Raw genomic sequence first — 22,783 nt, 5'->3', positions numbered from 1 at the left:
TCTGACGGGATAAAGATATGGAATGTTGCACCATTTGCAAATTCATTGCATAAAAGACTGCATAATTATTCGTTTACGATTCCAATCATAAAGCCATCATAACCCTTGCTTCCAACCGTTTGTATCGCTGTAGCAGAAATTCGTGGATTTGAAGCGATCATATCATAAAATTTTCTAACGCCCTGAACGCGGGGGTCCGTACTGTGTTTATTCACGACCTCACCTTCGCGGATGACATTATCGCCGATGATTACCGTGCCCAGCCGGGAAAAATACAAAGCCCAGTTCAGGTACTCAGGATTATTGGGTTTATCAGCATCGATAAAAATTAGATCAAAGGGCTCCGTCTTCTCCTCGGCTAATTCAGCTAGCAGCGCAAGCGCATTGCCGGTCCGAACCTCAATCCGGTGCTCCAAGCCGGCATGCGTAATATTGCCCCGGGCAACCTCAGCATGATGAGGTTCAAGCTCCAACGTGATGATTTTTCCATCCTCAGGCAGTCCCCTTGCCATCCAAATCGAACTGTACGCGCCAAGCGTCCCGATTTCTAGAATCCGCTTCGCTCCTTTCATTCGGACCAGCAGCTGCAGCAGCTTGCCTTGGGAAGGACTCACATCGATTTCCGGCAAATCCGCCCTCCGATTCGCAGCCAGCACTTCATCCAGAACCGGGTCGCTCGGGCAAAGCAGATCCGTAATATAGTTGTCGACTTGTTCCCAGGTTTGTTTCATTGATCATCACTCCTTTTTCAATTAAACAGCTTCTGGTTTTATTGTAGTTGGATTATAATGATATGAATAATATATCTTTATTTCAGAATCATATATAAAATATATGATTGGAACCAAGGAGAAGTAACGATCATGAATTTACATGCCCTGCGGCTTTTTCACGTTATTGCTTCAACCGGCAGTGTTACACGTGCTTCGGAGCTTTTGAATATCAGTCAGCCGGCGATCACGTCCCAGATCAAGAAATTCGAGAAGGAAATCGCTCTGACGCTGCTCATACCGCAGGGCCGAGGGATTGCACTGACCGATGCAGGCGAGCAGATCGCCGTTCTGGCCAAGCGGTTGTTTGCGGTTGAACAGCAGATTGAGCAGTTTGCAGCGGATTATGGCCGCGGAACCTATGGGCACATCCGGCTCGCAGCGACCTATCTCCCCTCTCATTTTCTGCTGCCTGCCTGGCTGGCCAAATTCAAGCAGCAGTATGAACAGGTGGAGATGACGATTACGACGACCAATTCGAGCGGTGCTTTGAAGCAGCTTCAAAACGTGGATGTGGATATGGCCATTTACGGCGGGCTGCCGGAGGAATATCCGGAGACGGTGCAGACCGAGGAATTGTTTCAGGATGAGCTATGGTTTGTCGTGGCCCCGAATCACAAGCTTGCGGGCCAGCATGTCTCGCTTGCAGAAATGATGAAAGAGCCTTTTGTTATGCGCGAGGAAGGCAGTTCAACTAGAGAAAGGCTGCTCGCCCTTTGCCGGACCTACAGCACGCCTGCTCCGAAGATTGCCCTGCAATTTAATGGGCTGCATGAAGCCATATCGGCCGTCATCGCAGGATACGGCGCCAACTTTGTATCGTCCCTTGTCGTCCGCGAATACGTTCTCCGCGGCGAGTTATGCCGCGTTCATATCGAAGGCATCGAGCTACGGAACTTGATTGCCATCTGTACGCGCAAGGGGGAACCGCTAGGCGCTGCCGCCCGTAACCTCGTCGAGCTGATCCGGCAGAATCCCTATACATAAGATGAAAACCCAAGGGCATCGGTAAGATCATCGCCGAATGCCAAGCAAGGTCTTTTACCTGCCCCGCGCATTCAGAATGGAGTAAACATTCGTATCATGGGATAATCCATCCTGCACCATATAGCTGCGCAGTATCCCCTCCTGCTGGAAGCCGAGCTTGACCAACATGGCATTCGACGCGGCATTATCGGTATATACGACGGCGCCAATCCGCGCAAGATTCATCACACCCCATCCATAGGCGATAATGGCCTCCGCGGCTTCCGAAGCATAGCCCTTACGCCAATAATCCGGATGAATTTCGTAGCCGATGTCCGCCCGCCGATGCTTGGGTGACCATGCATTGAAGCCAATCGTTCCGATCAGTCCCGGCTCTTCTTTCCGTTCCATCCCCCAGCGGATACCGCGTTTGTCACGGTAACTGTCCGCAAAAAATGTGATAAGCTTGCCAGCCTCCTCAAGATGATGAAACGGATCCTGACCATAATAGCGCATAGCTTCATAATTCGAGAAGCAGTCAAAAATGCGTTCTTCATCTTGAGGCGTAATTTCTCTTAAACGCAATCTCTCCGTCGTAAGTTCCGGAAACAACATGGCGCAGCACATCCTTTTATCAAAATTAAGTTCATCAGTTCAAAATTTGAGCTGGTTTATCCGGTTAGCGCTTAAGCGCAGTCGATACATATCGTAATGATGCCACCCGATTCCAGATTTTGCAAAGGAAATTACCACAGCCATCATCATTTTTCTCATAATAACCAAGCCTGTGTTCATACACATCTTTGGATATGGTTTCCGAATGAAGCTTGTGAAGTTTGGAGGAATGGATTCGATGATAGATAATCCCCGTAACCCTAACGACAAGCCGTTGAACATCCCCCAGCCCATTCGCAGCGACGGTGCAGGCGGCCCTGACTGGGGGCCTCGCGATGTGTTAAGGGACTTGGAAAACCCAGATATGTTCGTCCCACCCGCTACCGATGCCGGGCTGCTGCCGAACCTTAAATTTTCCTTCTCCGATACTCATATGAAGCTCAACCATGGTGGATGGTCACGGGAGATTACCGTGCTGGAGCTACCTGTCGCAAAAACGCTCGCAGGCGTTAATATGTACCTGACCCCCGGCGGTGTCCGTGAAATGCATTGGCATCAACAGGCAGAGTGGGCGTATATGATCCGCGGGGAAGCCAGGGTCACCGCCGTAGATCAGAACGGCCGAAATTTCATAGCCGATATCGGTCCGGGAGATCTGTGGTATTTCCCAGCCGGCCTTCCGCATTCCATCCAAGGGCTCGCGGAAGGCTGCGAATTTCTGCTTGTTTTCGATGACGGAAGCTTTTCTGAATTGAATACACTCTCTATCTCAGACTGGTTTGCCCATACGCCCGAGGACGTGCTTTCCGCGAACTTCGGCGTCCCTGAGGAAGCTTTTGCTCATCGGCCTCATGAGCAGGTGTACATATTTCAGGCACCGGTCCCGGGTTCCCTGGAAAGCCAGCAGGTAGAGTCCCCTTATGGAACGGTACCGCTCAACTTCAAGCACAGGCTGCTTGCACAAACGCCGATCGTTACGCCCGGGGGTAGTGTGCGGATTGTCGACTCCACGAACTTTCCGATTTCCAAAACCATCGCCGCAGCCTTGGTTGAGATCAAACCAGGTGCCATGAGGGAGATGCACTGGCATCCCAATCAGGATGAATGGCAGTACTATTTGACCGGACAGGGGCGAATGACTGTTTTTGCCAGTGGCGGGACTGCAAGAACCTTCAATTACAGAGCTGGCGATGTGGGCTACGTACCATTTGCCAACGGCCACTACATTCAAAATACCGGGACCGAAACTCTCTGGTTTCTGGAAATGTTCAAAAGCGACCGCTTTGCCGATGTCTCATTGAATCAATGGATGGCACTCACTCCAAAAGACCTTGTCCGGGATAATCTACATGCCAGCCCGCAGCTGCTTCAAGCATTACGTAAGGAGAAATGGCCTGTTGTTAAATATCCTGATGAAACTCCTTAAGCCAAACGGCTTCGTTCTAATGTTTCTTTTTCGAATAAACATGGCACGATGCAAAAAAAAAGAGCTGTCCCTGCCGGTCTTCATCAACCCGCAAGAGCAACTCTTTTTTGATATACACAATCACTTCAACTTTATACCGCCCAAGATGGCGCCTTTCGCAAAAAAACGTTCGATATTTTTCTCTACCTGTGGATCAGGTATGAGAGGCGGAGCTTGATGCGGTTTGGTGCGGGCATCGATGATCATATTGTCGCAAGCCCAATGCTTGTTCTCGTAACCGCTGTTCACGCCGTAAATATCATGCGATGGATTGCTCCGTGTGAAGGTGACCCACAAAAAATTATTTAATGTTTCACTCAGGAATTTGCTGTCATCGCACAGGATCATCATTGGACAGGAGTTCACCGGCCCTTTTTCAGCCAATGCTTCACATAAGCTATTCAGCTCCTGCTGCGCCTCTCTGTAGTTCGTGAATGCGGAGCCCTGAATCGCTGCAACACCCGGCATGATCATGTGCACATTTTCAATACCCGGGAGCTCCTTTAACTCCTCCGGCACCTCATGGCATAAATCCCGCTTCTTGTCCCCGTAAGCCGCAAAAACCACTTTACTGCCGCTATTGAGTCCCGTCCCGGAATAATCCAGCGTATCGATCGTCGTATTCGTATAGTAATGAATATCCCGGCGCAAATCCATACGCTCCAGAATATAGGTCATAAAGTCGACAATATCATGGGAATCCAGCTTTCGATGCTCCTCCGCCGTAATAAACAGATATTTGGCCAGACTCAGCTGACCTGTCCCCAAGATCCGGTTGGCCAATGTCAGAAGCTCCGTTGGCTGTTTTACCCGTTGATAGGGCGTGTAACGTTCACTACCGATCGCAAACAGCAATGGGTGCACCCCGGCAGCATCCACCGCATGAACTTCCTTAACGCCTGGAATCTCTTGCTTAATGGCATCGCCCGTCAGCTCATGGATAAGCTCTCCGAATGAGGTATCCTCCTGCGGCGGACGCCCGACAACGGTAAAAGGCCAGATCGCGTTCCGCTTGGCGTACACTTTATGAACTTTCATAACCGGAAAAGGGTGCGTCAGACTGTAATAGCCCAAATGATCGCCAAACGGTCCCTCAGGCTTGGTATCATCAGGATGAATTTCGCCGGTGATCACAAAATCGGCATCATGGCTGATGCAATATCCGTCTACATAGCTGTACCGAAAACGGCGTCCAGAGAGCAAACCAGCAAAGAGCATCTCGCTGAGCCCTTCTGGCAAAGGCATGATCGCTGACAGGGTATGGGCAGGCGGCCCTCCAATAAAGATGCTTACTTTTAAAGGCTCCCCTTTTTTGCTTGCCTTCGCCTGATGCACACCAATACCGCGATGGATCTGATAGTGCAGGCCAATCTCTTTATTTTTTTCATATTCGTTTCCACTGAGCTGAATCCGGTACATCCCCAAATTGGAATTCATGAGCCCCGGCTTGTCTGGATCTTCGGAATACACCTGCGGCAAGGTAATAAATGCGCCCCCATCCATCGGCCAATGCTGAATCTGAGGAAGATCTGAAATCTGAATCTCTTCAAAGTCGCGAGGTACGCCGCTCATTTTTTTCATTGGCAGAGCTTTGATCGCTCCAAAACCGTTTCCGATATTTTGAAAAGGATGCTTGACCGCCTTCATCGGATCATCACGCAAGGCAATAATGCTTTGTGTGCGGTCCCACGTGTCCCGGAAGATGAATTTACTCCGCTCAATATCACCGAAAAGATTAGACACCGCTTTAAACTTCGAGCCTTTGACATTTTCAAACAACAAAGCAGGCCCGCCAGCTTCATAAACATTCAAATGAATGGCTGCCATCTCCAGATAGGGATCGACTTCTTCCTTGATGCGAACCAAATGCCCGTGTTTTTCTAGGTCTATAATGCATTCTTCTAAATTCCGATACAATGGTGTGACTCCCATCTTTATGAAATATATATCTATATCCAAAAATAAACCTCAGTTCAATCGATATACTTCATATGTTAGCAAAAAAGAAACGGGTTCTCCACCACTTAGGTCACGTTTCAAGATTCTACAATGTCGTACTTTGTACATCCAAAGGAAAAACTTTTTCAAACCGGCCGTTATTTACGGTTCTTGGGTTATTACAAGTCTGGGAGCACTTTGGCTGGTAGAGCGAATGTTTTTCTAGTACGGTCATGAACGTATGCGATTGATAGAATCAAAAAAAGCGCCCGCTGTGGGCGCTTTTTTTGTGTGTATCTGATTCAACCTTTTCCATTTAAAATCAAGCTTAATTTAACCACGAATCCTCAGCGTATGAACCTCAAACGGATTGGTGAATAGCGTAATTTGCTTTGCATTGCTGCCCGCATCTACAAGCGTGAGTTCCTCCAGATGATGCTCCAGCAAATCTGTGCGGCTTACGCTGTGAGTAGCTGCAGGCAGCGTCACAGTGAGCTCGCGGCTGGTCCCCGTCCATTCGCGCAGACGAAGGATACAGCCATCGCCATCCTCCGCTGGCTTGAAGCAGGTGACAGCTGCACCATCCAGCTCTTGCGGCAACAGCTCGTACACTACTGGCTCAGCTTCAGCTGCTCTGTCCCAGACCGGTACTGCTGTTACCGGCGTTACAGCCTCCTCAGCCCGCTTCCAGACCTCCGACTCCGACCAGCTGCCGGCATGGGGAATCAGCTTGTAGCGGTAACACAAATCTCCGCCCGTCCACTGCGGAAAATTCGTACCCCACCAATTGTTGAACAGGTTGAAATGCAGCTCCGGCTGCTCCGGTGTGTATTGGTGCTCAAAGTCCCACATACCGTTTTTACCGATGAAAAAGAGCGGGGAGTCAAGCGGAACGAAAGCCATACCCGCATTCCCTTGATCGTCTGTCACATCGACGAAGTATTCACAGCTGTTCAGCAGCGTACTGGAGGAACGTACCACATCCTTGATAGGATCCACGACGCTGCCCATTTTGTTAATCCGATACTTAGCTTGGTCAAGCTTAAGAGGGAAGATCAGGCTGCCCGATTCCGCGAGCGGCGTCTCCTCTTTGCCTTTCAATTGCAGTTCGAAATCCAGTTCAGGAGAAGCGCCGGTTAGGCGAACAGACCAAACGATTCGCTCGGCATTCCCGTATTCTCCTAAGGAGGCTTCCTCTCCATGAGTTATGCATACCAGGCATACTGCGTCTGCCTCCTGTACAAGCTGAAGCTCAGGAGCATCGGTTGTAAAAGAAAGTCGCTTCTGCTGATCCGGATAGCCCGTTTTGCCGAAATCATGAATCCCCCAGTCATAGAAGCGGTAGGCATACTTTTTGATATATCTCGTAATGTCCTCGCTAGAATAAACATTATATTCATATTGACCAAAGCCGTACTGGGCATCGGCATTAACAAATTCCTGCTGCAAGCGCTTATCCCAGATGCTTGTGAGCAAGCCGGTCCATCTGGATACTTTGACGATGAGATATTCGTTCTCCAATACGGCTTCCCGTTCATTCATCTCGGCGCGGACGCAGCTAACCGCTTCAGCTGCTTCACTGGCAAGCGGAACCTCCGCTGCCGGAGCTGCTTCTGTCAAGGCAACCTTTCTCCCGCTCTCCAACATGTTTGACGCAATCGCAAGCGTCTTATAGCCGAGCGCCGGTAATTCGTGCATATCGGCCCACACGCCAGCTTCATTTTGGTAAAATTGAACAAGCTCGCCTGTGCTGCAATCGATGAGCCGCTCATGCGGTTCAAGCTGCCATCCGTATGGCAGCAGTACGTGGGCGTCCCGCTTCCACCCCAGGTGGTTATAAATGCGATAAGCGGCAGGCTTACTCCCCTTGTCGGCAGGATCGCTTACATTCCCGTTCCGCGACTTGAGGTCCACTTCTTCGACCGAAACACCGCCAGCCAGCTCAAGCGCAGAATGAAGCGCAGCCTCAGCTGTATTCAAATAGTCACGCTGCTCCTGCCAGGAATGCTCCATCTTTTTATAGCGCTCGGTTTCCTTGTCCTGCAGAAACTGTTCTTTTTCATACCGTCTCGGAAAAAGAAATGTCTTGCAGTCCATGCCCCATGTATGTTCACCGAACAGCAATGCATGCTCATAGCTCTTGTCAATGTATGTTTTCGCTTGATCGATATCCACTGCCGTATCCCCGGTCAGCTTTGCCATGGCTAATGCGCTTTCCGTACCCGCAATTCGTCCTCTAAGCTCTCTGACGCGTGATACCTCCCGCGGAGCCGTGCCGACGCCATGTATCCAGGAATCGGCCAGATCGCCGCGAATGACCGGCAGCTCCGGATTTCGGGCTAGAAAATCCTCGGCAAAATCCGTTAAACTGCCAATGTGCAGCTGTGTATTAAGCCCGCTCGCTTTCAGCGAGTCTTTCATCTCTTGTATATAGGAAGGATCATGAGGTCCGTGATTGTCGCTCGTCTGAATCATCGCCAGCCACACCGGATGCTCCCATTCCTCTGGTGGAAGAATCCCCGTGCCGTAAGAACCTTTGGAATAAAACGTGAGCAGCCGCTCCCCGTCTGGTCCTTCCCAGAAGAAAACGGGCGGCACGTCCGGAGGCGTAGAAGCCGGATTGCAGCCCAGATGCAAAATCTTCACGCCCGCCTTCGCCAGCAGTGACGGCACCACCCAGGTATGCCCCGGAACATCGGTCATTTTGGCGTCCTTCGGGATATACCCGAACTGCTCGGACAAGCCACGGGATATGTACATTCCGCGAATCCATTCTTCCAGGCCGCAAAATTCGGTGTGTGTCGTATAGGGGAGCATATGCCAAATCAATTGGCCGCTGTCCACAAAGGACATCGCTTCGTCACGGTCCTCCTGTGAGCTTCCATCGAGCGTCTTCCGCAGCGGCCAAGCCGGCATCGTCCACACGTACTTTTCATGTTCAGGATTTACCGCTGTTTTCCCGCAAATTGAAATGACATCCTTCAGCATTTCGGTCTGGTAACGCTCCACAACATCCGATACAAGGCCGGTAAAGCCAATATCAAAATGAGTTTTGAACACTACATATATTTTTTCAAGCCTCTTTTTCTGGTTCATCATTGTTCTCCTTCTGCCCGAAGCGCTGATGCGGCTGCTTTCTTCCCTAAATGTTTGTGCTTCCTTCACAATGAAGCTTGGCAATAACCGGATAATGATCCGATGGGTATGCTCCATCCATCAAGTGCCGGTCCACTTGTATGCTTCGAACATTCCATTCCGGGGAAACGAAAATATAATCGATCGGCTCTCCCTGCTCGCCTCCATTAAAATCGTGTCTAGTTGAACCGATCTCGCTGGACATGGCCGTATACGCATCCTTTAGCCAGCTTCTCTGACCATCCAGCTCGATATTACCGCGTAGGAGAGCAATCGGCAGTTCCGATGGGTGGCTGTTGAAATCGCCGGTCAGAATCGTCGGTGTAGGGTGCTTCTCATAGCTGCTTGCAATAGATTCCCATATCATTCGGGTACCCTGATTGCGAGCCTCTTGCCCTAAATGATCCAAATGAATGTTGAATACAGTGAGCTTCTCGCCAATCTGTCTGTGCTCGAAACGAGCCCAGGTACATATGCGCGGCAGATCGCTGTCCCAGCTCTTCGAGCCCGGTACATCCGGCGTTTCGGAGAGCCAGAAAGTCCCCTGCTCCAGCAGAGCAAGCACCTCCTTGCGATAGAAAATCGCGCAGTGCTCGTTTTCATGTCCACCCATACGGCCGGTTCCTGCCCAAGCATAGTCATCGAGACGTTCCTGTAGATCTGTCAGCATATCGTAGTACCCTTCCTGGGTACCGATCACAAGCGGATGATGATCCTTGATCATTTGCGCCGCCCGGTCTGCGCGGTACATCCACTGATTGGCCCCGTCCCCGGGGTTGTTATATCTTAAATTAAAACTCATGACGGTCATTTCCATTTCGGTCTTCCTCCTCATCTCGAGGCAAAATAAATCGGGTTCGTCACTGTGGCCATAAGCGTGGTTTCAGCCTGTTCGAAATAGCGCCAGATTTCTGCCCGCAAAAATCTTCGTTCCTTACCGTCAAACGTCAGCACCATTCCACCTTCCGACTCAGCCGGAATTTCCCGCTCCAGACCGCGCTCGCTATAAAGGCGAATCAGATCTCCGGCATGCAAATCATCCAATTCGATGACGATCTCGCGATTGGATTGTTCGAAAGGCACTTCATCTCCGATCATGTATTCGCCGCAATGCAGATTGGCAAACGGTCCGTCCGGTGCATAGGTAATGACGACATGGCCGCGGTCGATGCCGCCGAGCACTCCTTGCACGGTTTTCTCTTCCGACCAGACCCAGACACATGGCATCGCATGTTTCAAGTGAGGATCCGGACGATGCACGTCACTGCCTCCTACAGCCACCAGACGTCTGCCGGCAGCCAATTGCTCTTGCCACCATGCCAATGCACGGCTATTGCGCTCATGCCACAGCCCGTTCCAAATTTCCACCCAATCGTGATCCACTTCGAAATCCCATTCCCACGCGCAATATTCGCAGTGTGGATGGTTGAGTACGATTCTAGCGCCCCGCTCACGCGCAATTCGGAACTTTTCATGCACATCAGCCATTCCCTTGACACGGAAATCATCCATAGGATCCGTTACGCCGAGAAAGTTGCTGTGACCGAAGTTGGTCGTAAACTCCGTCCCCGGAATCATAAGCACAGATGTTTCCCGCGGATAGGCCAAGTTCTGGCTGTTCGTATTGTGATCCGTCATCGCAATAAAATCGCATCCCAGACTTTCCATAATGGCCGCATTCTCTGCAAGCGTATAGGAGCCGTCGCTGTGAACGCTGTGCGTGTGTAGATCTCCCTTCAGCCAGCGTGGTGTCTTAAACGTAAACACGATTTCGATCATGACGGTGCAGCCTTCTTCAGGCACTTTATAGGCGTTGTGAAGTACCGCCCATTCACCCGAAGCCAGCGAGCCCGGCAAATACCCAGGGGTTGCTTTTTCTTGTCCGATATAAAATTCCTTCCGGGCACCACCGCTCCAGCCTCTTACTCTAGCACTGTCTCGTACGCCCAAATCAATGACAGCATGGGAAGATGATTCTCCGTCATGCGGCAACACCTCAAAACGCACATGAATTTCCTCAACATGCTCCGGCATTTCGAATGGAACTTCAATGTACGAGCTTTGCTCCGAATGCTCGATATACCGTTTATAAACGACTGAAGACTGCCGCTGATTCGCCTGTTTTAACATGCCAAACTCTCCTCCTGTTTACTGGCTTATTCTTTATTCGCTCCAAGAAAAATTCCTTTTACAAAATACTTTTGGACAAATGGATAAATGAAAAGGAGTGGCAGCAATGCGATGACAATGCCCGCCATTCGGACATTTGTTGTAATCATAAAATTGCTTGATGTCACATCCGTATCGACGATAAGCGATTTTAACGCGACCTGCAGCGTATTTTTGGATGGATCATTAATATATAGCACAGCCGGTGTAAACTGGTTCCAACGGCTGACGAATTCGAACAGCGTAACGGTTGCCAGACCTGCTTTTGCAAGCGGCATGTACATCGTAAAGAAAATGCGCAAATCTCCGGCACCGTCAATCCGGGCTGATTCCGACATTTCATAAGGAACGCTCAGGAAGAAATTCCGCATCAGCAGAACGCCGAAGCCCGATACTAAGCCCGACAGGATGAGAGCGGACAACGAATTCAGCAGTCCCAGGTCTTTGTTCACAATATAGAGTGGAATCATGATGGCTTCGCTTGGAATCATCATCGTCACAAGAATAGCCGACAGCATCCACTTCTTCCCTGGAAGACCTTTTTGAATCAACACATAGCCTGCGACGGAGCAGAGAAATACATGGCCTGCCGTACCGACTACGGTCACAATGACATTGTTCATAAAGGGTAAATAAAGTCTCATGCGGTTCCATACAGTGGTGAACCCTTCCGTGCTAAATTCCTTGGGCCACAGGACAATGTCCGGCTGCATGGAAGCAAGGTTGGATGAGAACGCAAGTGCAAGTGTATTTAAAAATGGGATGATCATCGTCAATACGAGCAGAAGCAGGAACAGAACATTGATGCAATCGAAGATCCGGCTCTGCCAGCTCTTTTTTTCTAAGATTTTCATAAACCGACTCACCCTTCGTCATAGCGGATTAACGCTCTCGTTACAAAAGAAATCACTAATGTGGCGAATATGATAAGGAACCCTGCAGCCGTAGCTGGTCCGATATTGAATTCCAATATCCCTTTTTGATAGGTATACATCATAACCACATCGACTTTGTCAGCAATGGCACCATTACGCATGACTAATATTTGGTCGAACATGCGAAGGATGCCGAGTACATTCAACATGACAACCATTTTCATGGTAGAAGAAAGCTGAGGAATCGTCACAAAGCGGACCTTATGCCAGCGACTGGCACCGTCAATGCTTGCAGCCTCATAGAGCGACGGATTGATATTTACAATCGCTGCCAAATACAAGATACAAGTGTATCCCATCTCTTTCCAGCCGGAGGTAAAGATCATGACGCTGCGGGCATACTTGTCGGAAGCCAAGAAACTGATTGGATCCCCACCGAACAATTGAATAATCTGATTTACGATGCCTGTGTCAGGGGACAACATAAGAATCCACATCCCGCCCACGACAACCCAGGAGAACAGATGGGGTAAATAAACAATCATCTGCGTAACCTTCTTGAACCAGACGGAGGCTACTTCATTCAAGGAGAGCGCAAGAATCAGCGGTAAAATAAAATTGATCACAAAGATCCCTGTACCGATCACGATGGTATTCTGTAAAACGTCCCAGAAAACCGGATCCTTTAATACAGTCATATAGTTATCGAAGCCTACGAACGGCCGGTCACCGATCAGGCGATAATTTTGAAAGCTGATAATTAGTCCGCGGACAAGCGGATAAAATGAAAAAATCGCGAAGTAAGCCAGGATTGGAAGCATCATTAAATACAGCGTCTTGTACTTCAATATCGCTTTCAACGGAAAGTCACCACCATTTTAGAAAAATAAAGAGGAGGCTAGTTGTTCCACTTCCTCCTCTTGAAGATTTAATCGATCAGCTTCTTTGCTTTCAACTCTTCACGCATTTTCTTCACTGCATCTGCGGCCGGCATTTCGCCCATGATTGCTTTGAAGGAATATTCATTGATGATTTTCTCTGCTTCTGACCAATTCGGAGGCGTTAATTCCAAGGTAGCGTATTTATTGACGAGATCCTGGGCTTCTTGTACGCCTGGAAGCTTGCCGAAAGGAGCTTCCACATTGCTGTTGTACCAGAAAGGTACACCGTGGTCGGAGGCATGCTCTTTACCAGTCTGGGTCAGCACATACTTGCCATTGTCCATCGTGTAATCTTCATCCTTAATGCCCAAGCTGCCCAGCATAATACCGTCCTGAGTGTTCCACCATTCGATAAATTCAAAGGCCGTTTTCGGATGCTCTGCATTAGCCGGAATAACCCATACGTCCGGATCGCCTCTGCGCAGCATGTAATTGCCATTGGCATCAGCAGCGCCTGGAAGACCTTTAGCTTCGAATGTTGTTTGCGGATCCTGCCCCTTGCGGGTGTTGTTCAGCATGCCAACCCAAGCGTCCCAGTATGTAATCATGCCGACACGGTCGGATAGGAACATATTACGCATTTTACCGGTATCATTTGTTGCAAAGTTCGGATCAAGAATACCTTCTTTATACAGCTTGTTGAGCCATTCATATACAGGAATTGCAGCATCCGTAGAATACGGTACATCCAGCTTGCCGTCTGCTGTTTCTACGTATCTTTGTTTAAGGCCTGCGGCGCTAAAGAAGCCCTGCAATTCGTACATTCCGGCCGTGCTGAGTCCGTAGGTGTCCTTCTTGCCGTTTCCATCCGGGTCCTGCTCGGTGAAAGCCTTGAGCACGTTATAGTAATCATCCAGCGTTTTAGGTTCTGGCAGATTCAGTTTGTCCAGCCAATCCTTACGTACGATCGGCATCGTTCCCCCTTGGTACTTGGTGAAAACACCGTATATCTGGCCATCCTTCGTTTTGACCTGATCCCACTCATCCGTTGGAATAACGCTTGGATCCGAAAGCACCTTGGAGGCTTTCACTTGATCGGTGAGGGGTGTAAGTACTCCCTGATCGATCAAAGTGTTCATTCTTTCTTTGCTGACCTGCAGCAAATCGTATTTCTCTCCAGAAGCAATCGATGCAAGCAGCTTCTGGTCATAGTCGGAGGCAGGCTTATCCATCGTCACCTTAATGCCTGTTAAACGTTCGATTTCCTTCTCAAACTTGACATTCTCTTCGGGAGTTTTTCCGCCGATGACCCCTGTCATCATTTTCAGCGTGCGTTCTTCATTCTTGGAATCTGCCTGCGCAGTTGGCGTTGTTTTGTTGTCCCCGCTCGCGCTGTTTCCAGAATTCGAGGAACACCCTGCCAGCACACCGCCTAATAGAGATACAGCCATAATCATACTGATAAATTTCTTTCTTTTTACCACTCTTATCGCTCCTCATTTATCATTTATGATGAATTTTGAGTACTACATGATTCCCTGACAACCAGTTTGGCATGAATAATCACTTGCCGGTTCATGCTCATGTCATTCATCTTCTCGATCAACAGCTTGGCAGCTTCCGCGCCGAGCAGATCCGCCGACAATTCTACAGATGTAAGCTTCGGATTAATCTCTTGAGCCAGAGTAGCATCATTGCTGAGCGCGATCACCGACAACCTCTCCGGTACCTCGATGCCAAGCTCTCTAGCCGCTCTCAGCACACCGAGCGCCACCCGGTCCGTATCCGTTATGACTGCTGAATAGTTCATCGCTTCAAAAGTATCCATGATGGACATATATCCGTATTCTGTTCCACTCACATGCAGCTTACGGTTATAGTGCATAACATGCTCTTCCGAGAATGGAAGTCCGTGATGTCGAAAAGCCTCCATCAAACCGTTCTTCCGATCATAAGCCACTGTCATATCCGATGATGCATTCAAGAAGAGAACAGACTTATGACCGCTTCGGAGCAAATAATCACCCACCTGATAGGCCGCTTCTGTATTGTTGTTATCAACATAGCTAATTGAATCATCCAGCGGATCCGGGCGCCCTACAAGAACAAGTGGTATGCCCATTTGATTGTAACGTCCGATTCGGGTGTCATTCTTCCGCGGGTTCAGCATAATGATGCCATCGACGGGATCCTGAGAAAATAAAGTAGGATCATCCTGCTCCGGCAAGGTGTCGAGCAGCACTCGATATCCTTGTTTGGAGCATTCCTTTATGACTCCATTAATCATTTGGGAATCGAAGGCAGACATTGTTCCATCGGAAGACAGCGGTATTCTCAGACCGGCAATCATGGTTTTCTTGATCGACAGGCTTCTCGCGATATGGTTTGGAAAATAACCGAGCTCTTTCGCTACCTCAAGCACCCGTTCCGTTACCTGCTGACTGATGGGTCTTTTTTTACTAAACACACTAGATACCGTTCCTTTGGATACCCCAGCCTTTCTGGCAACATCATCAATGGTAGCCATTTGATTGTTGATTCTCCTTCTGGATGCTCTGAATATACGTAAGTTGTTAAGCCGATTTATCGCGCGCCGTTCGATCATTAAACCGGTTTAATAACCCTTACGTTTTTTATTATAAAAATGAATTATTTAATAGAATCGCAAATTTTGTAAAGGTAATATTAAGCTTTGGTTCATTTTGAGGCGGGGGTAAAAGATCTTACTCCAGTGGAACGGTTCAACAAAAAAATACGACTTCCATTCGTAAATCTGAATGAAAGCCGTATTGGTAACTGATTATTAAATCCCTTGAATAAGCTCGTTTAGAGCTTGTGTTAAGTTATCATTTAGTTGAGTCATTACCTGTTTATCAATGGGACTCATTTGTGAACCTGCTACTTCAGGATTGAGGCTCTTTTCAATTTTGTCATATAAATCAGCACTGCGCATTGGGACGCCATCTTCAAATGTTTTCCATACATCTTCTAATTTTGGAGCCAGCTCACTTACCTTAGCATCATTTCCAGCGGCGATTTCTTTCTTGATTTCACTTGTAATGTCAAGCATTTGTTTGGCGCCTGCTTTAACCTGATCAACTGTGATTAGCTTTCCCGAGAGGTCAAACAGCACCTGGATAAGCTGATCGTCAATTTTTAAAACCGCATCTTTATCCATTGTTGTATTTTTAGCCGCTGCGACAACTGGATTCAGACTTTTCTCGATTTCATCATAAATATCCGGATATTTTTCCTTGACCCCATCTTCAAATGAAGCCCAAACTTCTTCAAGACTCGGAGCTATCTCTCTAATCTTGGTTTCATCGCCAGCGGTCGCAGCTTTTTTTAGCTGTTTTGCGTTCGAAAGCAGTTTTGCAGTTCCGTCTTTCACCGAAAGCTCGGAAGCATTCGTTGTTGTTGTTTGTTCCTGCATGGCTGAATCTGCCGCTTCACCTTCTGGCTTTGCGCCACATGCGGAGAGCATGGCTGCAGATAGTGTTAGTACAAGAATGGACATTATGAATTTCTTTTTCATTTTGTGTTCCTCCGAGGATCTTTAGAATTAAGATTGAGTAACAGATAATTTGGCTTTACTTTTAAATTTCTCCCTTACAAAAACAACGATTGCGGCGACCATAATCAGAATTTGCGGTATTGCGGTTTGCCACGATGGGAAGAAGGCAAGGAAGCTGATGCTCGGCAACACCGAACTGTGCGTGGTTTGAATCACACCAGCCAACTGCAGGCTATTGATGCCAAGACCCGTAAATTTAATACAGAGGTACAGCACGATTAAGCTTGAAACAATGAAAAATGGCCGTATCGGAAGCTTGGCGCCGATGTAGAGCATGATGAACCCGAGAACCACAAGAACCCCGACCCCGATTAAAATGCCCAGGAGAAGGTCCTGAACGCTGATTTGATTTACCATACCGATAATAAACAAGACTGTTTCGGTTCCTTCACGGAATACCGCTAGAAAGGTCAAAACACCAAGAGATATGATATTGCCTTTGCTTAAAGCTGTTTCTGTTTTCTCTTTGATATACGCATTCCACTGCTTGACGTTTGATTTGCTGTGCAGCCAAAAGCTCATGTATAACAGCATCACAGCTGCGAATATACCAGTCCAGCCACTAATTAGGAAGTTGTTGTTTCCAAAAGCCCCGGAAGTGAATATGAACTGCACAACCAGAGCAAGCACAGCGCTGACGAGAATTCCTACCGTTACGCCAGCCCAAATCCAAATCTTCCCTTTTTGGTTATTGGATTTCTTAACAAAGGCAAGCAACGCACCCACCACAAGAAGCGCTTCGAGTCCCTCACGAATCGGAATCATGGCAGCGTCCCAAATCGTATAGGAGGATTTTTGTGTAAGAGGTGTAATGTATGTTATCATGTCGCTCAGTAATTTTGTCGCTTCATCATACTTCTGATCTGTAATCATCGCGTTCACAACGACCATATCGCGCTCCGTGTTGCTGTACACCGTGGCAGATTGGGCTACGACGTTGCCTTCGACGCTTAACCAACTCTCTCTGACCTTATTGATCGCGCTAAGTGATGCTGCTTGATCATGCTTTTGTACTGCATCTTTTGTTTGGTCCAAAAGTGTAACAAATTCGGCAAGTGTAATGTTTTCATCTTTACTGCTCGCCACATTCGCGTATTGCCCGGAAGTATACTTCACGAGCACCTGTTGCAGGCTATCCAGTGCTTTTAGGACATCATCTTGCTTATTGACGATAAAGGCGTACTCCACCTGCCCCATTTGAGTTTCGATATCTTTATACGCAGCTTTGGAATCTGTTTTAACGCTATCTTCAACGTTCATCCAAAGGTCGTGATATTGGTCGTAGGCTTGTTTTGCTTTAACTAAATCTTGTTTAGCCAGATCAATCGTCTGCTCGATTTGATTCTGGGCTTGCTTCATATTCTCAATGCCTTGACTTGCTGCCATAACTGATTGAGGTAAGAGTAGAATGATGAGCAGGAGCGGAATCAAGAGCGTTACTTTTGGCAATTTGTGCATGGGGGTGCCCACTTTCTATAGTCAATTGAGATTGATTATCATTAACAATCCTGCTCTAGTTTACTTGAGAATGATTATCAGGTCAATCCATGGACAGGCATTTTAATTATGTATTTTTAATGAATAATAGTAATTTAAATTAAGAGAGATATGCTATTTTGAAATAATAGTTATAAATAGTTTGAGGATATCAAGAAAAATGCACCCCCAAGAATTTCATCGGATTCACCCGGAGGTTTTTCCAATGCCTATTCTAAAGGGTGCACTTCATTCCGCCCGGCGGCTTCAATGTTTTTTCATTTGCATTCTCGGCACTCACGAATCGCGCGCTGGGCCAGCATGGTGATGACGGAGTCATCCATCGGCGGATTATGAAGTCCCGCGCGAACGTCGCGGTACATTCGCTCCAGCGGCAGGCTGCGTGACATGCTAGATCCTCCCACGATCCGCATCGCCAGATCAACGATCCGGAGCGCCGAGTTCGTCGCTACTGTCTTGGCGAGTCCAAGCTCAGGCCTCATAAATGCCCACTCTGCCGGTATGCGATCCCAGCGATCCGCAACGCTGTAAAGAAGCGTTCGTGCCGTAATCCATTCCGATTCCATCTCCCCAATTTTCTGCTGGATATGAGGCAGCTCTGCGATCGGTCCCTGAAGGCTGCTGGGACGATATTCTGTAGCGAACTTCACCGCAAAGTCGCGTGCCGCCCAAGCAATGCCGAGATAGCAAGCCGGAATATGCAGAAGCGCTCCACCATGGTCGGACATGCCAGTTCCTGCCGCGGCCCCTTCTCCGGCTTCGCAGCTGTCGATTCTTTCGTCTTCCGGTACAAACACATCTTTAAGCAGCAGATCATGGCTTCCGGTTCCCCGCATGCCAAGCGTATCCCAGGTCTCGTCAATGCTTACACCAGGTCCTTTGCGGACGAAAAACGTACCAACCCGTTCCTCATCCTCCACAAAAGCAGTGACCGTAAACTGATCCAGTATAGGAATGAGTGAGCTGAAGGTTTTGCGTCCGGTCAACAGATAACCACCTTCCGTCTTTACGGCAGCAGTCTGCGGCCGGCCGCCGCGGCTTGGGCTGCCTGTGGAAGGCTCGCTTGCGAACTGATTGATCATCGCGCCTTTTTCCGCAGCCTCTCTGCAAAATTCGGCGTACAGCTTCCGCGGCCATGATTGTTTGATCCGCATCTGCAGGATTTGGCTGATATGCCAGCCCACAGCCAGCGCCGTCGAACCATCTCCCTTCGCAAGCCGTTCCTGCGCAAGCAGCATTTCGTACAGAGATGCTTCCTCGCCTCCGAACTCTTCCGGTACGGTTAGTTTCAGATAGCCTGCTTCCCGCAGATCATCAAAATTCCCAAAAGGAAATGAACCCTCTCGGTCATGCAAAGAAGCTCGCTTCGCGAAGATCGCAGCAAGCCTGTCGGATCTCGATGCAATCTGTTCCTCACGCTCATTTCTGACAAATGGATCCGCTTGGATAGAATTCATACGGCAATTCTCCTCTCTGCTGCTATTATTTTATTCCTAATATTGTATACCTTTATAGTCGGAATTGTCCAAACCAACAGCGTTTTATCCCTTGGACGCAGCATGCTTTCCAGAATAGGAGTAATACATCCGCCATCCCGTAAGCAGCGCCGCCGCTAGGCAAATACAGGAGGATACAATAAATACGGTATGCATACCGCTGAGGAAAATATCAGGACGACCCGGAATAAGTCCAGTCACCCGGTGACCGGCCTTACTGCTCATCACATTGAACAGCGTCGTTGTTGCGATCGTAATCCCTACAACCATCCCCACATTCCTAACCAATGAATTAACACTTCCAGCCGAACCAAGCTGGGTACGCGGAACCTGTGACATCACGAGTGAATTGTTTGGAGATTGAAACAGACCGCTGCCGATGCCGAGCATCGCAATCCAGATTCCAACGATTAACAACGAGCTGCCATCATGAAGTGAAGCCAATCCGAACTGGGCGATCACCATCACGATCAGTCCGGCGAAGGTCAAGGGTTCAGATCCTATTTTATCGGAAAGTGCCCCGCTTATTGGCGCAACAATGACCATGCAGATCGGAAATAGCATCAACAAAAAGCCTGCAGCAAACGGAGTTAAATTCAACATATTTTGTGCATAGAACGGTGCGATAATATTGAAGCAGAAATTCGCCGCAAAGACGAGAAAACCGCAGAGAATGCTAACCGAAAACAATGGATTTTTGAACAGAGACAGCTCGAGCAGCGGCTCACTCCGAACAAGTTCAATACGTAGAAACAATACCAGCGCAACAGCCGCCAGAATCAGCGACAAGATAATCCAAATGTTGTTGTATCCGGCTTGCTGCCCCAGCAGAAGACCAGTAAACAATGCAATAATGAATACAGCGAACAACAGGCTGCCTGGGACATCAATTTTTGATTTCACTTTGACCAAATCCGCAGGGAGGACCTTCCATCCAATAAAAATGGCAATGAGTCCAATCGGCACATTCACCCAGAAAATATATTCCCAGCCCAGTGAAGAAATGATAATACCGCCGAGACTTGGTCCGGCAATACTCCCCAGAGAGACAAACGTTCCGATCAAACCGAGCGCCTTACCACGTTCCTTCGCCGGAAAAATATCCGTAATGATCCCCTGGCTGTTGGCCATGGTCATCGAGGCTCCAAGCGCTTGTATGATCCGTGAGGTGATCAGGAACGGCAGCGAGCTGCTAAATCCGCATAATAATGAACCGACGACAAAAATATATGTGCCAAGTTTAAAAATACGGATTTTGCCAAGCATATCCCCCAGCTTCCCGAAGAACAGGATCACGGAGCAGATCGCCATCAGGTAACCCGTAGTGACCCATTCAATCTGGGCAATCGGCAATCCCAGCTTTTGTGATAGAACTGGAAGTGCAATATTGACAATGCTGCCATCCAGCGTGGACATAAATGTAAACAAATTAAGCACAACAAGAATTAACCAGCGTTTTTTCTGAATGGCGGCATCTTCTTGATAAGTAGCAAAGGCTGCACTCATAGTTACCTCCTGATCTTCAAAAGTCTTATTAGTTGCAGATGCAACTAATCGATTGAAACCAGTGTAACTCATAATAGTTGCGTGCGCAACAATATTGCGATAGTATATTTATAATATCTATATAATTGTCCTGATTTATTATTACTAAGCTCATAGTATGTAGAAGATTGATTTGAGAGGTGCGCCTCGTGAAAAAAGAACCCATTGGCAAGCTCATTTCATATATTCATCGTTCAAACCAAAAGATGCTCACCAAGCAATTGGCTCCTTATGGAATCGGCAGCGGAGGACAGCATAGCTTTCTGAAGCTCGTTCTCCGGAGTCCGGGAATTAATCAAGACCAGCTTACGCAAGAACTTAAGTTCGATAAAGCCACCACTGCAAGATCCGTCAAACAGCTCGAGCAGTCCGGGTATATTGAACGAATTCCAGATCCCGATGATCGACGCTCCTTACTGGTCTATCCAACGCCAAAAGCGAAGGAATTTGAACCTGTGCTGCAGTCCATTCTGGATGATGCCAACAAGAGACTTGCCTTGTATTTAAGCTCGGAAGAGGAGGAGCAACTGCTAATGCTTTTGCATAAAATCAGCCTGAGTCTAGCTGAATTGGAGGCATGATTGCGAAAAAAAGCCGGCAAAAAAAACGCCGGCTTTTTACTAATCCAATGAACCCGAAACGATCTTTCCTTTAAACATCGTTGCGATTCTCTTCGCTCTTCTTGCAATCGCCTCAGCCGAGCAGGAAGCTTCAACTAGTACCAGGCTTGCCTCATCTCCGACCTTCGGCCATACCTGCTTGCCGATCTGATCCAGTGGAGTTATTCCATCCGTAATGTACGCAAGCGTCTCGGCTAATGAGCGTTCATCCACCCAATGCGAAATTTCAGCCAGCCGCCCTGCCCGCTCCAGGATGTCTCCATTTCCGAAAGGTGACCAGATATCATAAACATTATCACACCCAACGGCTACAGATACCCCATAGTCATGCAGCAGTCTCACAGGAGGGAACTTTCGATTCATTGGAACGCTCGTAATAATCGTGATTCCAGCGTGTGCCAGCAGTTCCGCTACCTCCTCAGCTTGTTTGGCAGGGATATCTCCCAGACTGAACGCATGGCTGACGGCCACTCTTCCTTGAAGCCCAGCTTCTATTGTAAGCTCAGCCAGCCGCTTGATCGTATATATCCCAAGACGGTCCGGATCATGGAGATGCAAATCGATGCCTGCGTTTTCCTCGGCAGCAATGGTCACCATCGTCTGCAAGGATTTTTCCACATCCCCATCCACGGTAGCAGGATCGACGCCGCCGACCATGGAAGCTCCCTTTCGGATGGCCTCTCTAACCAGCTTTTCCGACCCGGAGCGAAGCAGTCCCTGCTGAGGAAAAGCCACAATTTCGTATGACAGCTTATTTTCATACAAACGCAGCGCATGTTGAACCTCTTCCAAATGCGTAAGCCCCACCTCAGGGAATATGTCGACATGGGTTCTGATATGCGTTACACCTGACTTTAATGAAGCCTCCAGATAGTTTGCAGCACTCTCCCGTATAGAAATAGAGCGCGTGGAGTCCAATTCTTTCTCTTCATCCAACCGATCAAAAATAGATTTCACAGGCGTAACAGCTCTCCAGCGTCCACCGAGCAGCGTCTTATCCAGGTGGCAGTGCTTTTCCACGAAAGAAGGAAGAACCAGGCGGAAGCCTGCATCTACTTGCGGAAGCTGATCCGAAATAGACTGATCGGCTGGAAGCATTTTCGTGATATTTCCGTTCTCTATGAGCAGATGCCTTACTACTGTTTTCGTTCCGGTGATGACATCATCCTGTATCTGATAACCATTTTCCAGGCGGGCATTCATAAGCCAAAATTGTTGTTCCATTATTCATCTTCCT

The 22,783-nt window shown here is 48.4% G+C and carries 18 protein-coding genes; 3 read left to right on the top strand and 15 right to left on the bottom strand.

The window, feature by feature from the left end:
- Positions 1-65 precede the first annotated feature (65 nt).
- Entirely contained in the window at positions 66-731 is a 666-nt protein-coding gene (locus tag MUG84_RS00825) for an O-methyltransferase (RefSeq protein WP_244717803.1), read from the bottom strand.
- 132 nt (positions 732-863) lie between these two features.
- On the opposite strand from MUG84_RS00825, the gene MUG84_RS00820 reads away from it, so the two are divergent.
- On the top strand, positions 864-1,757 hold the full coding sequence (locus MUG84_RS00820) for a LysR family transcriptional regulator (protein ID WP_244717800.1): 894 nt from the start codon (positions 864-866) through the stop codon (positions 1,755-1,757).
- A 54-nt stretch (positions 1,758-1,811) separates the two neighbouring features.
- On the opposite strand, the gene MUG84_RS00815 is transcribed toward MUG84_RS00820, so the two are convergent.
- Positions 1,812-2,348 (bottom strand): GNAT family N-acetyltransferase, encoded by a 537-nt coding sequence (locus MUG84_RS00815; protein ID WP_244720850.1) that lies wholly within the window; start codon positions 2,346-2,348, stop codon positions 1,812-1,814.
- Positions 2,349-2,589: 241 nt separating this feature from the next.
- Between MUG84_RS00815 and MUG84_RS00810 the strand changes: the two genes are divergently transcribed.
- Positions 2,590-3,777 carry an oxalate decarboxylase family bicupin gene (locus tag MUG84_RS00810; protein WP_244717797.1) on the top strand — a complete coding sequence of 396 codons (1,188 nt, stop codon included), beginning with the start codon at positions 2,590-2,592 and terminating at the stop codon, positions 3,775-3,777.
- Positions 3,778-3,897: 120 nt separating this feature from the next.
- Here MUG84_RS00810 and MUG84_RS00805 read toward each other — a convergent pair whose 3' ends face one another.
- The 12 genes from MUG84_RS00805 to MUG84_RS00750 all read right to left on the bottom strand — a co-directional run bounded on the left by MUG84_RS00805 (position 3,898) and on the right by MUG84_RS00750 (position 20,887).
- Entirely contained in the window at positions 3,898-5,733 is a 1,836-nt protein-coding gene (locus MUG84_RS00805; protein ID WP_244717794.1) for a UbiD family decarboxylase, read from the bottom strand.
- Between the two features lie 354 nt (positions 5,734-6,087).
- Complete coding sequence (locus tag MUG84_RS00800) at positions 6,088-8,853, bottom strand: DUF5054 domain-containing protein (protein WP_244717791.1); 2,766 nt, start codon at positions 8,851-8,853, stop codon at positions 6,088-6,090.
- A 43-nt stretch (positions 8,854-8,896) separates the two neighbouring features.
- On the bottom strand, positions 8,897-9,706 hold the full coding sequence (locus MUG84_RS00795) for an endonuclease/exonuclease/phosphatase family protein (protein WP_244717788.1): 810 nt from the start codon (positions 9,704-9,706) through the stop codon (positions 8,897-8,899).
- Positions 9,707-9,720: 14 nt separating this feature from the next.
- On the bottom strand, positions 9,721-11,019 hold the full coding sequence (locus MUG84_RS00790) for a CehA/McbA family metallohydrolase (RefSeq protein WP_244717785.1): 1,299 nt from the start codon (positions 11,017-11,019) through the stop codon (positions 9,721-9,723).
- A 26-nt stretch (positions 11,020-11,045) separates the two neighbouring features.
- A complete protein-coding gene (locus tag MUG84_RS00785; RefSeq protein WP_244717782.1) occupies positions 11,046-11,912 on the bottom strand; it encodes a carbohydrate ABC transporter permease in 867 nt (288 codons plus the stop codon).
- Between the two features lie 8 nt (positions 11,913-11,920).
- Complete coding sequence (locus MUG84_RS00780; RefSeq protein ID WP_244717779.1) at positions 11,921-12,793, bottom strand: ABC transporter permease subunit; 873 nt, start codon at positions 12,791-12,793, stop codon at positions 11,921-11,923.
- Positions 12,794-12,861: 68 nt separating this feature from the next.
- Entirely contained in the window at positions 12,862-14,298 is a 1,437-nt protein-coding gene (locus tag MUG84_RS00775) for an extracellular solute-binding protein (protein ID WP_244717776.1), read from the bottom strand.
- Between the two features lie 23 nt (positions 14,299-14,321).
- Complete coding sequence (locus MUG84_RS00770) at positions 14,322-15,341, bottom strand: LacI family DNA-binding transcriptional regulator (RefSeq protein WP_244717773.1); 1,020 nt, start codon at positions 15,339-15,341, stop codon at positions 14,322-14,324.
- A 276-nt stretch (positions 15,342-15,617) separates the two neighbouring features.
- Positions 15,618-16,349 carry a hypothetical protein gene (locus MUG84_RS00765; RefSeq protein WP_244717770.1) on the bottom strand — a complete coding sequence of 244 codons (732 nt, stop codon included), beginning with the start codon at positions 16,347-16,349 and terminating at the stop codon, positions 15,618-15,620.
- Between the two features lie 27 nt (positions 16,350-16,376).
- Positions 16,377-17,846: an FTR1 family iron permease gene (locus MUG84_RS00760; protein ID WP_244717767.1), complete on the bottom strand. Its 1,470-nt coding sequence runs from the start codon at positions 17,844-17,846 to the stop codon at positions 16,377-16,379.
- A gap of 296 nt (positions 17,847-18,142) precedes the next feature.
- A complete protein-coding gene (locus tag MUG84_RS00755; protein WP_244717764.1) occupies positions 18,143-19,342 on the bottom strand; it encodes an acyl-CoA dehydrogenase family protein in 1,200 nt (399 codons plus the stop codon).
- An 84-nt stretch (positions 19,343-19,426) separates the two neighbouring features.
- A complete protein-coding gene (locus tag MUG84_RS00750; protein ID WP_244717760.1) occupies positions 19,427-20,887 on the bottom strand; it encodes an MFS transporter in 1,461 nt (486 codons plus the stop codon).
- A 188-nt stretch (positions 20,888-21,075) separates the two neighbouring features.
- On the opposite strand from MUG84_RS00750, the gene MUG84_RS00745 reads away from it, so the two are divergent.
- Entirely contained in the window at positions 21,076-21,507 is a 432-nt protein-coding gene (locus MUG84_RS00745) for a MarR family winged helix-turn-helix transcriptional regulator (RefSeq protein WP_244717756.1), read from the top strand.
- 39 nt (positions 21,508-21,546) lie between these two features.
- Here the strand turns inward: MUG84_RS00745 and MUG84_RS00740 are convergent, their stop codons facing one another.
- Positions 21,547-22,770, bottom strand: a complete 1,224-nt coding sequence (locus MUG84_RS00740; RefSeq protein WP_244717752.1) for an amidohydrolase — start codon at positions 22,768-22,770, stop codon at positions 21,547-21,549.
- Between the last annotated feature and the right edge of the window lie 13 nt (positions 22,771-22,783).

Origin of the sequence: Paenibacillus mangrovi (genome assembly GCF_022898935.1) — a bacterium.
Lineage (GTDB): Bacteria > Bacillota > Bacilli > Paenibacillales > Paenibacillaceae > Paenibacillus_AQ > Paenibacillus_AQ mangrovi.
Note: the sequence above shows the minus strand (reverse complement) of the source record. Positions and strands in the feature narration are given on the sequence as shown.

What these genes read in the sequence shown, in the direction of transcription:
- MUG84_RS00825 (WP_244717803.1), bottom strand. Translation starts at nt 731, where the DNA reads ATGAAACAAACCTGGGAACAAGTCGACAACTATATTACGGATCTGCTT.
- MUG84_RS00820 (WP_244717800.1), top strand. Translation starts at nt 864, where the DNA reads ATGAATTTACATGCCCTGCGGCTTTTTCACGTTATTGCTTCAACCGGC.
- MUG84_RS00810 (WP_244717797.1), top strand. Translation starts at nt 2,590, where the DNA reads ATGATAGATAATCCCCGTAACCCTAACGACAAGCCGTTGAACATCCCC.
- MUG84_RS00800 (WP_244717791.1), bottom strand. Translation starts at nt 8,853, where the DNA reads ATGATGAACCAGAAAAAGAGGCTTGAAAAAATATATGTAGTGTTCAAA.
- MUG84_RS00795 (WP_244717788.1), bottom strand. Translation starts at nt 9,706, where the DNA reads ATGGAAATGACCGTCATGAGTTTTAATTTAAGATATAACAACCCCGGG.
- MUG84_RS00790 (WP_244717785.1), bottom strand. Translation starts at nt 11,019, where the DNA reads ATGTTAAAACAGGCGAATCAGCGGCAGTCTTCAGTCGTTTATAAACGG.
- MUG84_RS00785 (WP_244717782.1), bottom strand. Translation starts at nt 11,912, where the DNA reads ATGAAAATCTTAGAAAAAAAGAGCTGGCAGAGCCGGATCTTCGATTGC.
- MUG84_RS00770 (WP_244717773.1), bottom strand. Translation starts at nt 15,341, where the DNA reads ATGGCTACCATTGATGATGTTGCCAGAAAGGCTGGGGTATCCAAAGGA.
- MUG84_RS00765 (WP_244717770.1), bottom strand. Translation starts at nt 16,349, where the DNA reads ATGAAAAAGAAATTCATAATGTCCATTCTTGTACTAACACTATCTGCA.
- MUG84_RS00760 (WP_244717767.1), bottom strand. Translation starts at nt 17,846, where the DNA reads ATGCACAAATTGCCAAAAGTAACGCTCTTGATTCCGCTCCTGCTCATC.
- MUG84_RS00755 (WP_244717764.1), bottom strand. Translation starts at nt 19,342, where the DNA reads ATGAATTCTATCCAAGCGGATCCATTTGTCAGAAATGAGCGTGAGGAA.
- MUG84_RS00750 (WP_244717760.1), bottom strand. Translation starts at nt 20,887, where the DNA reads ATGAGTGCAGCCTTTGCTACTTATCAAGAAGATGCCGCCATTCAGAAA.
- MUG84_RS00740 (WP_244717752.1), bottom strand. Translation starts at nt 22,770, where the DNA reads ATGGAACAACAATTTTGGCTTATGAATGCCCGCCTGGAAAATGGTTAT.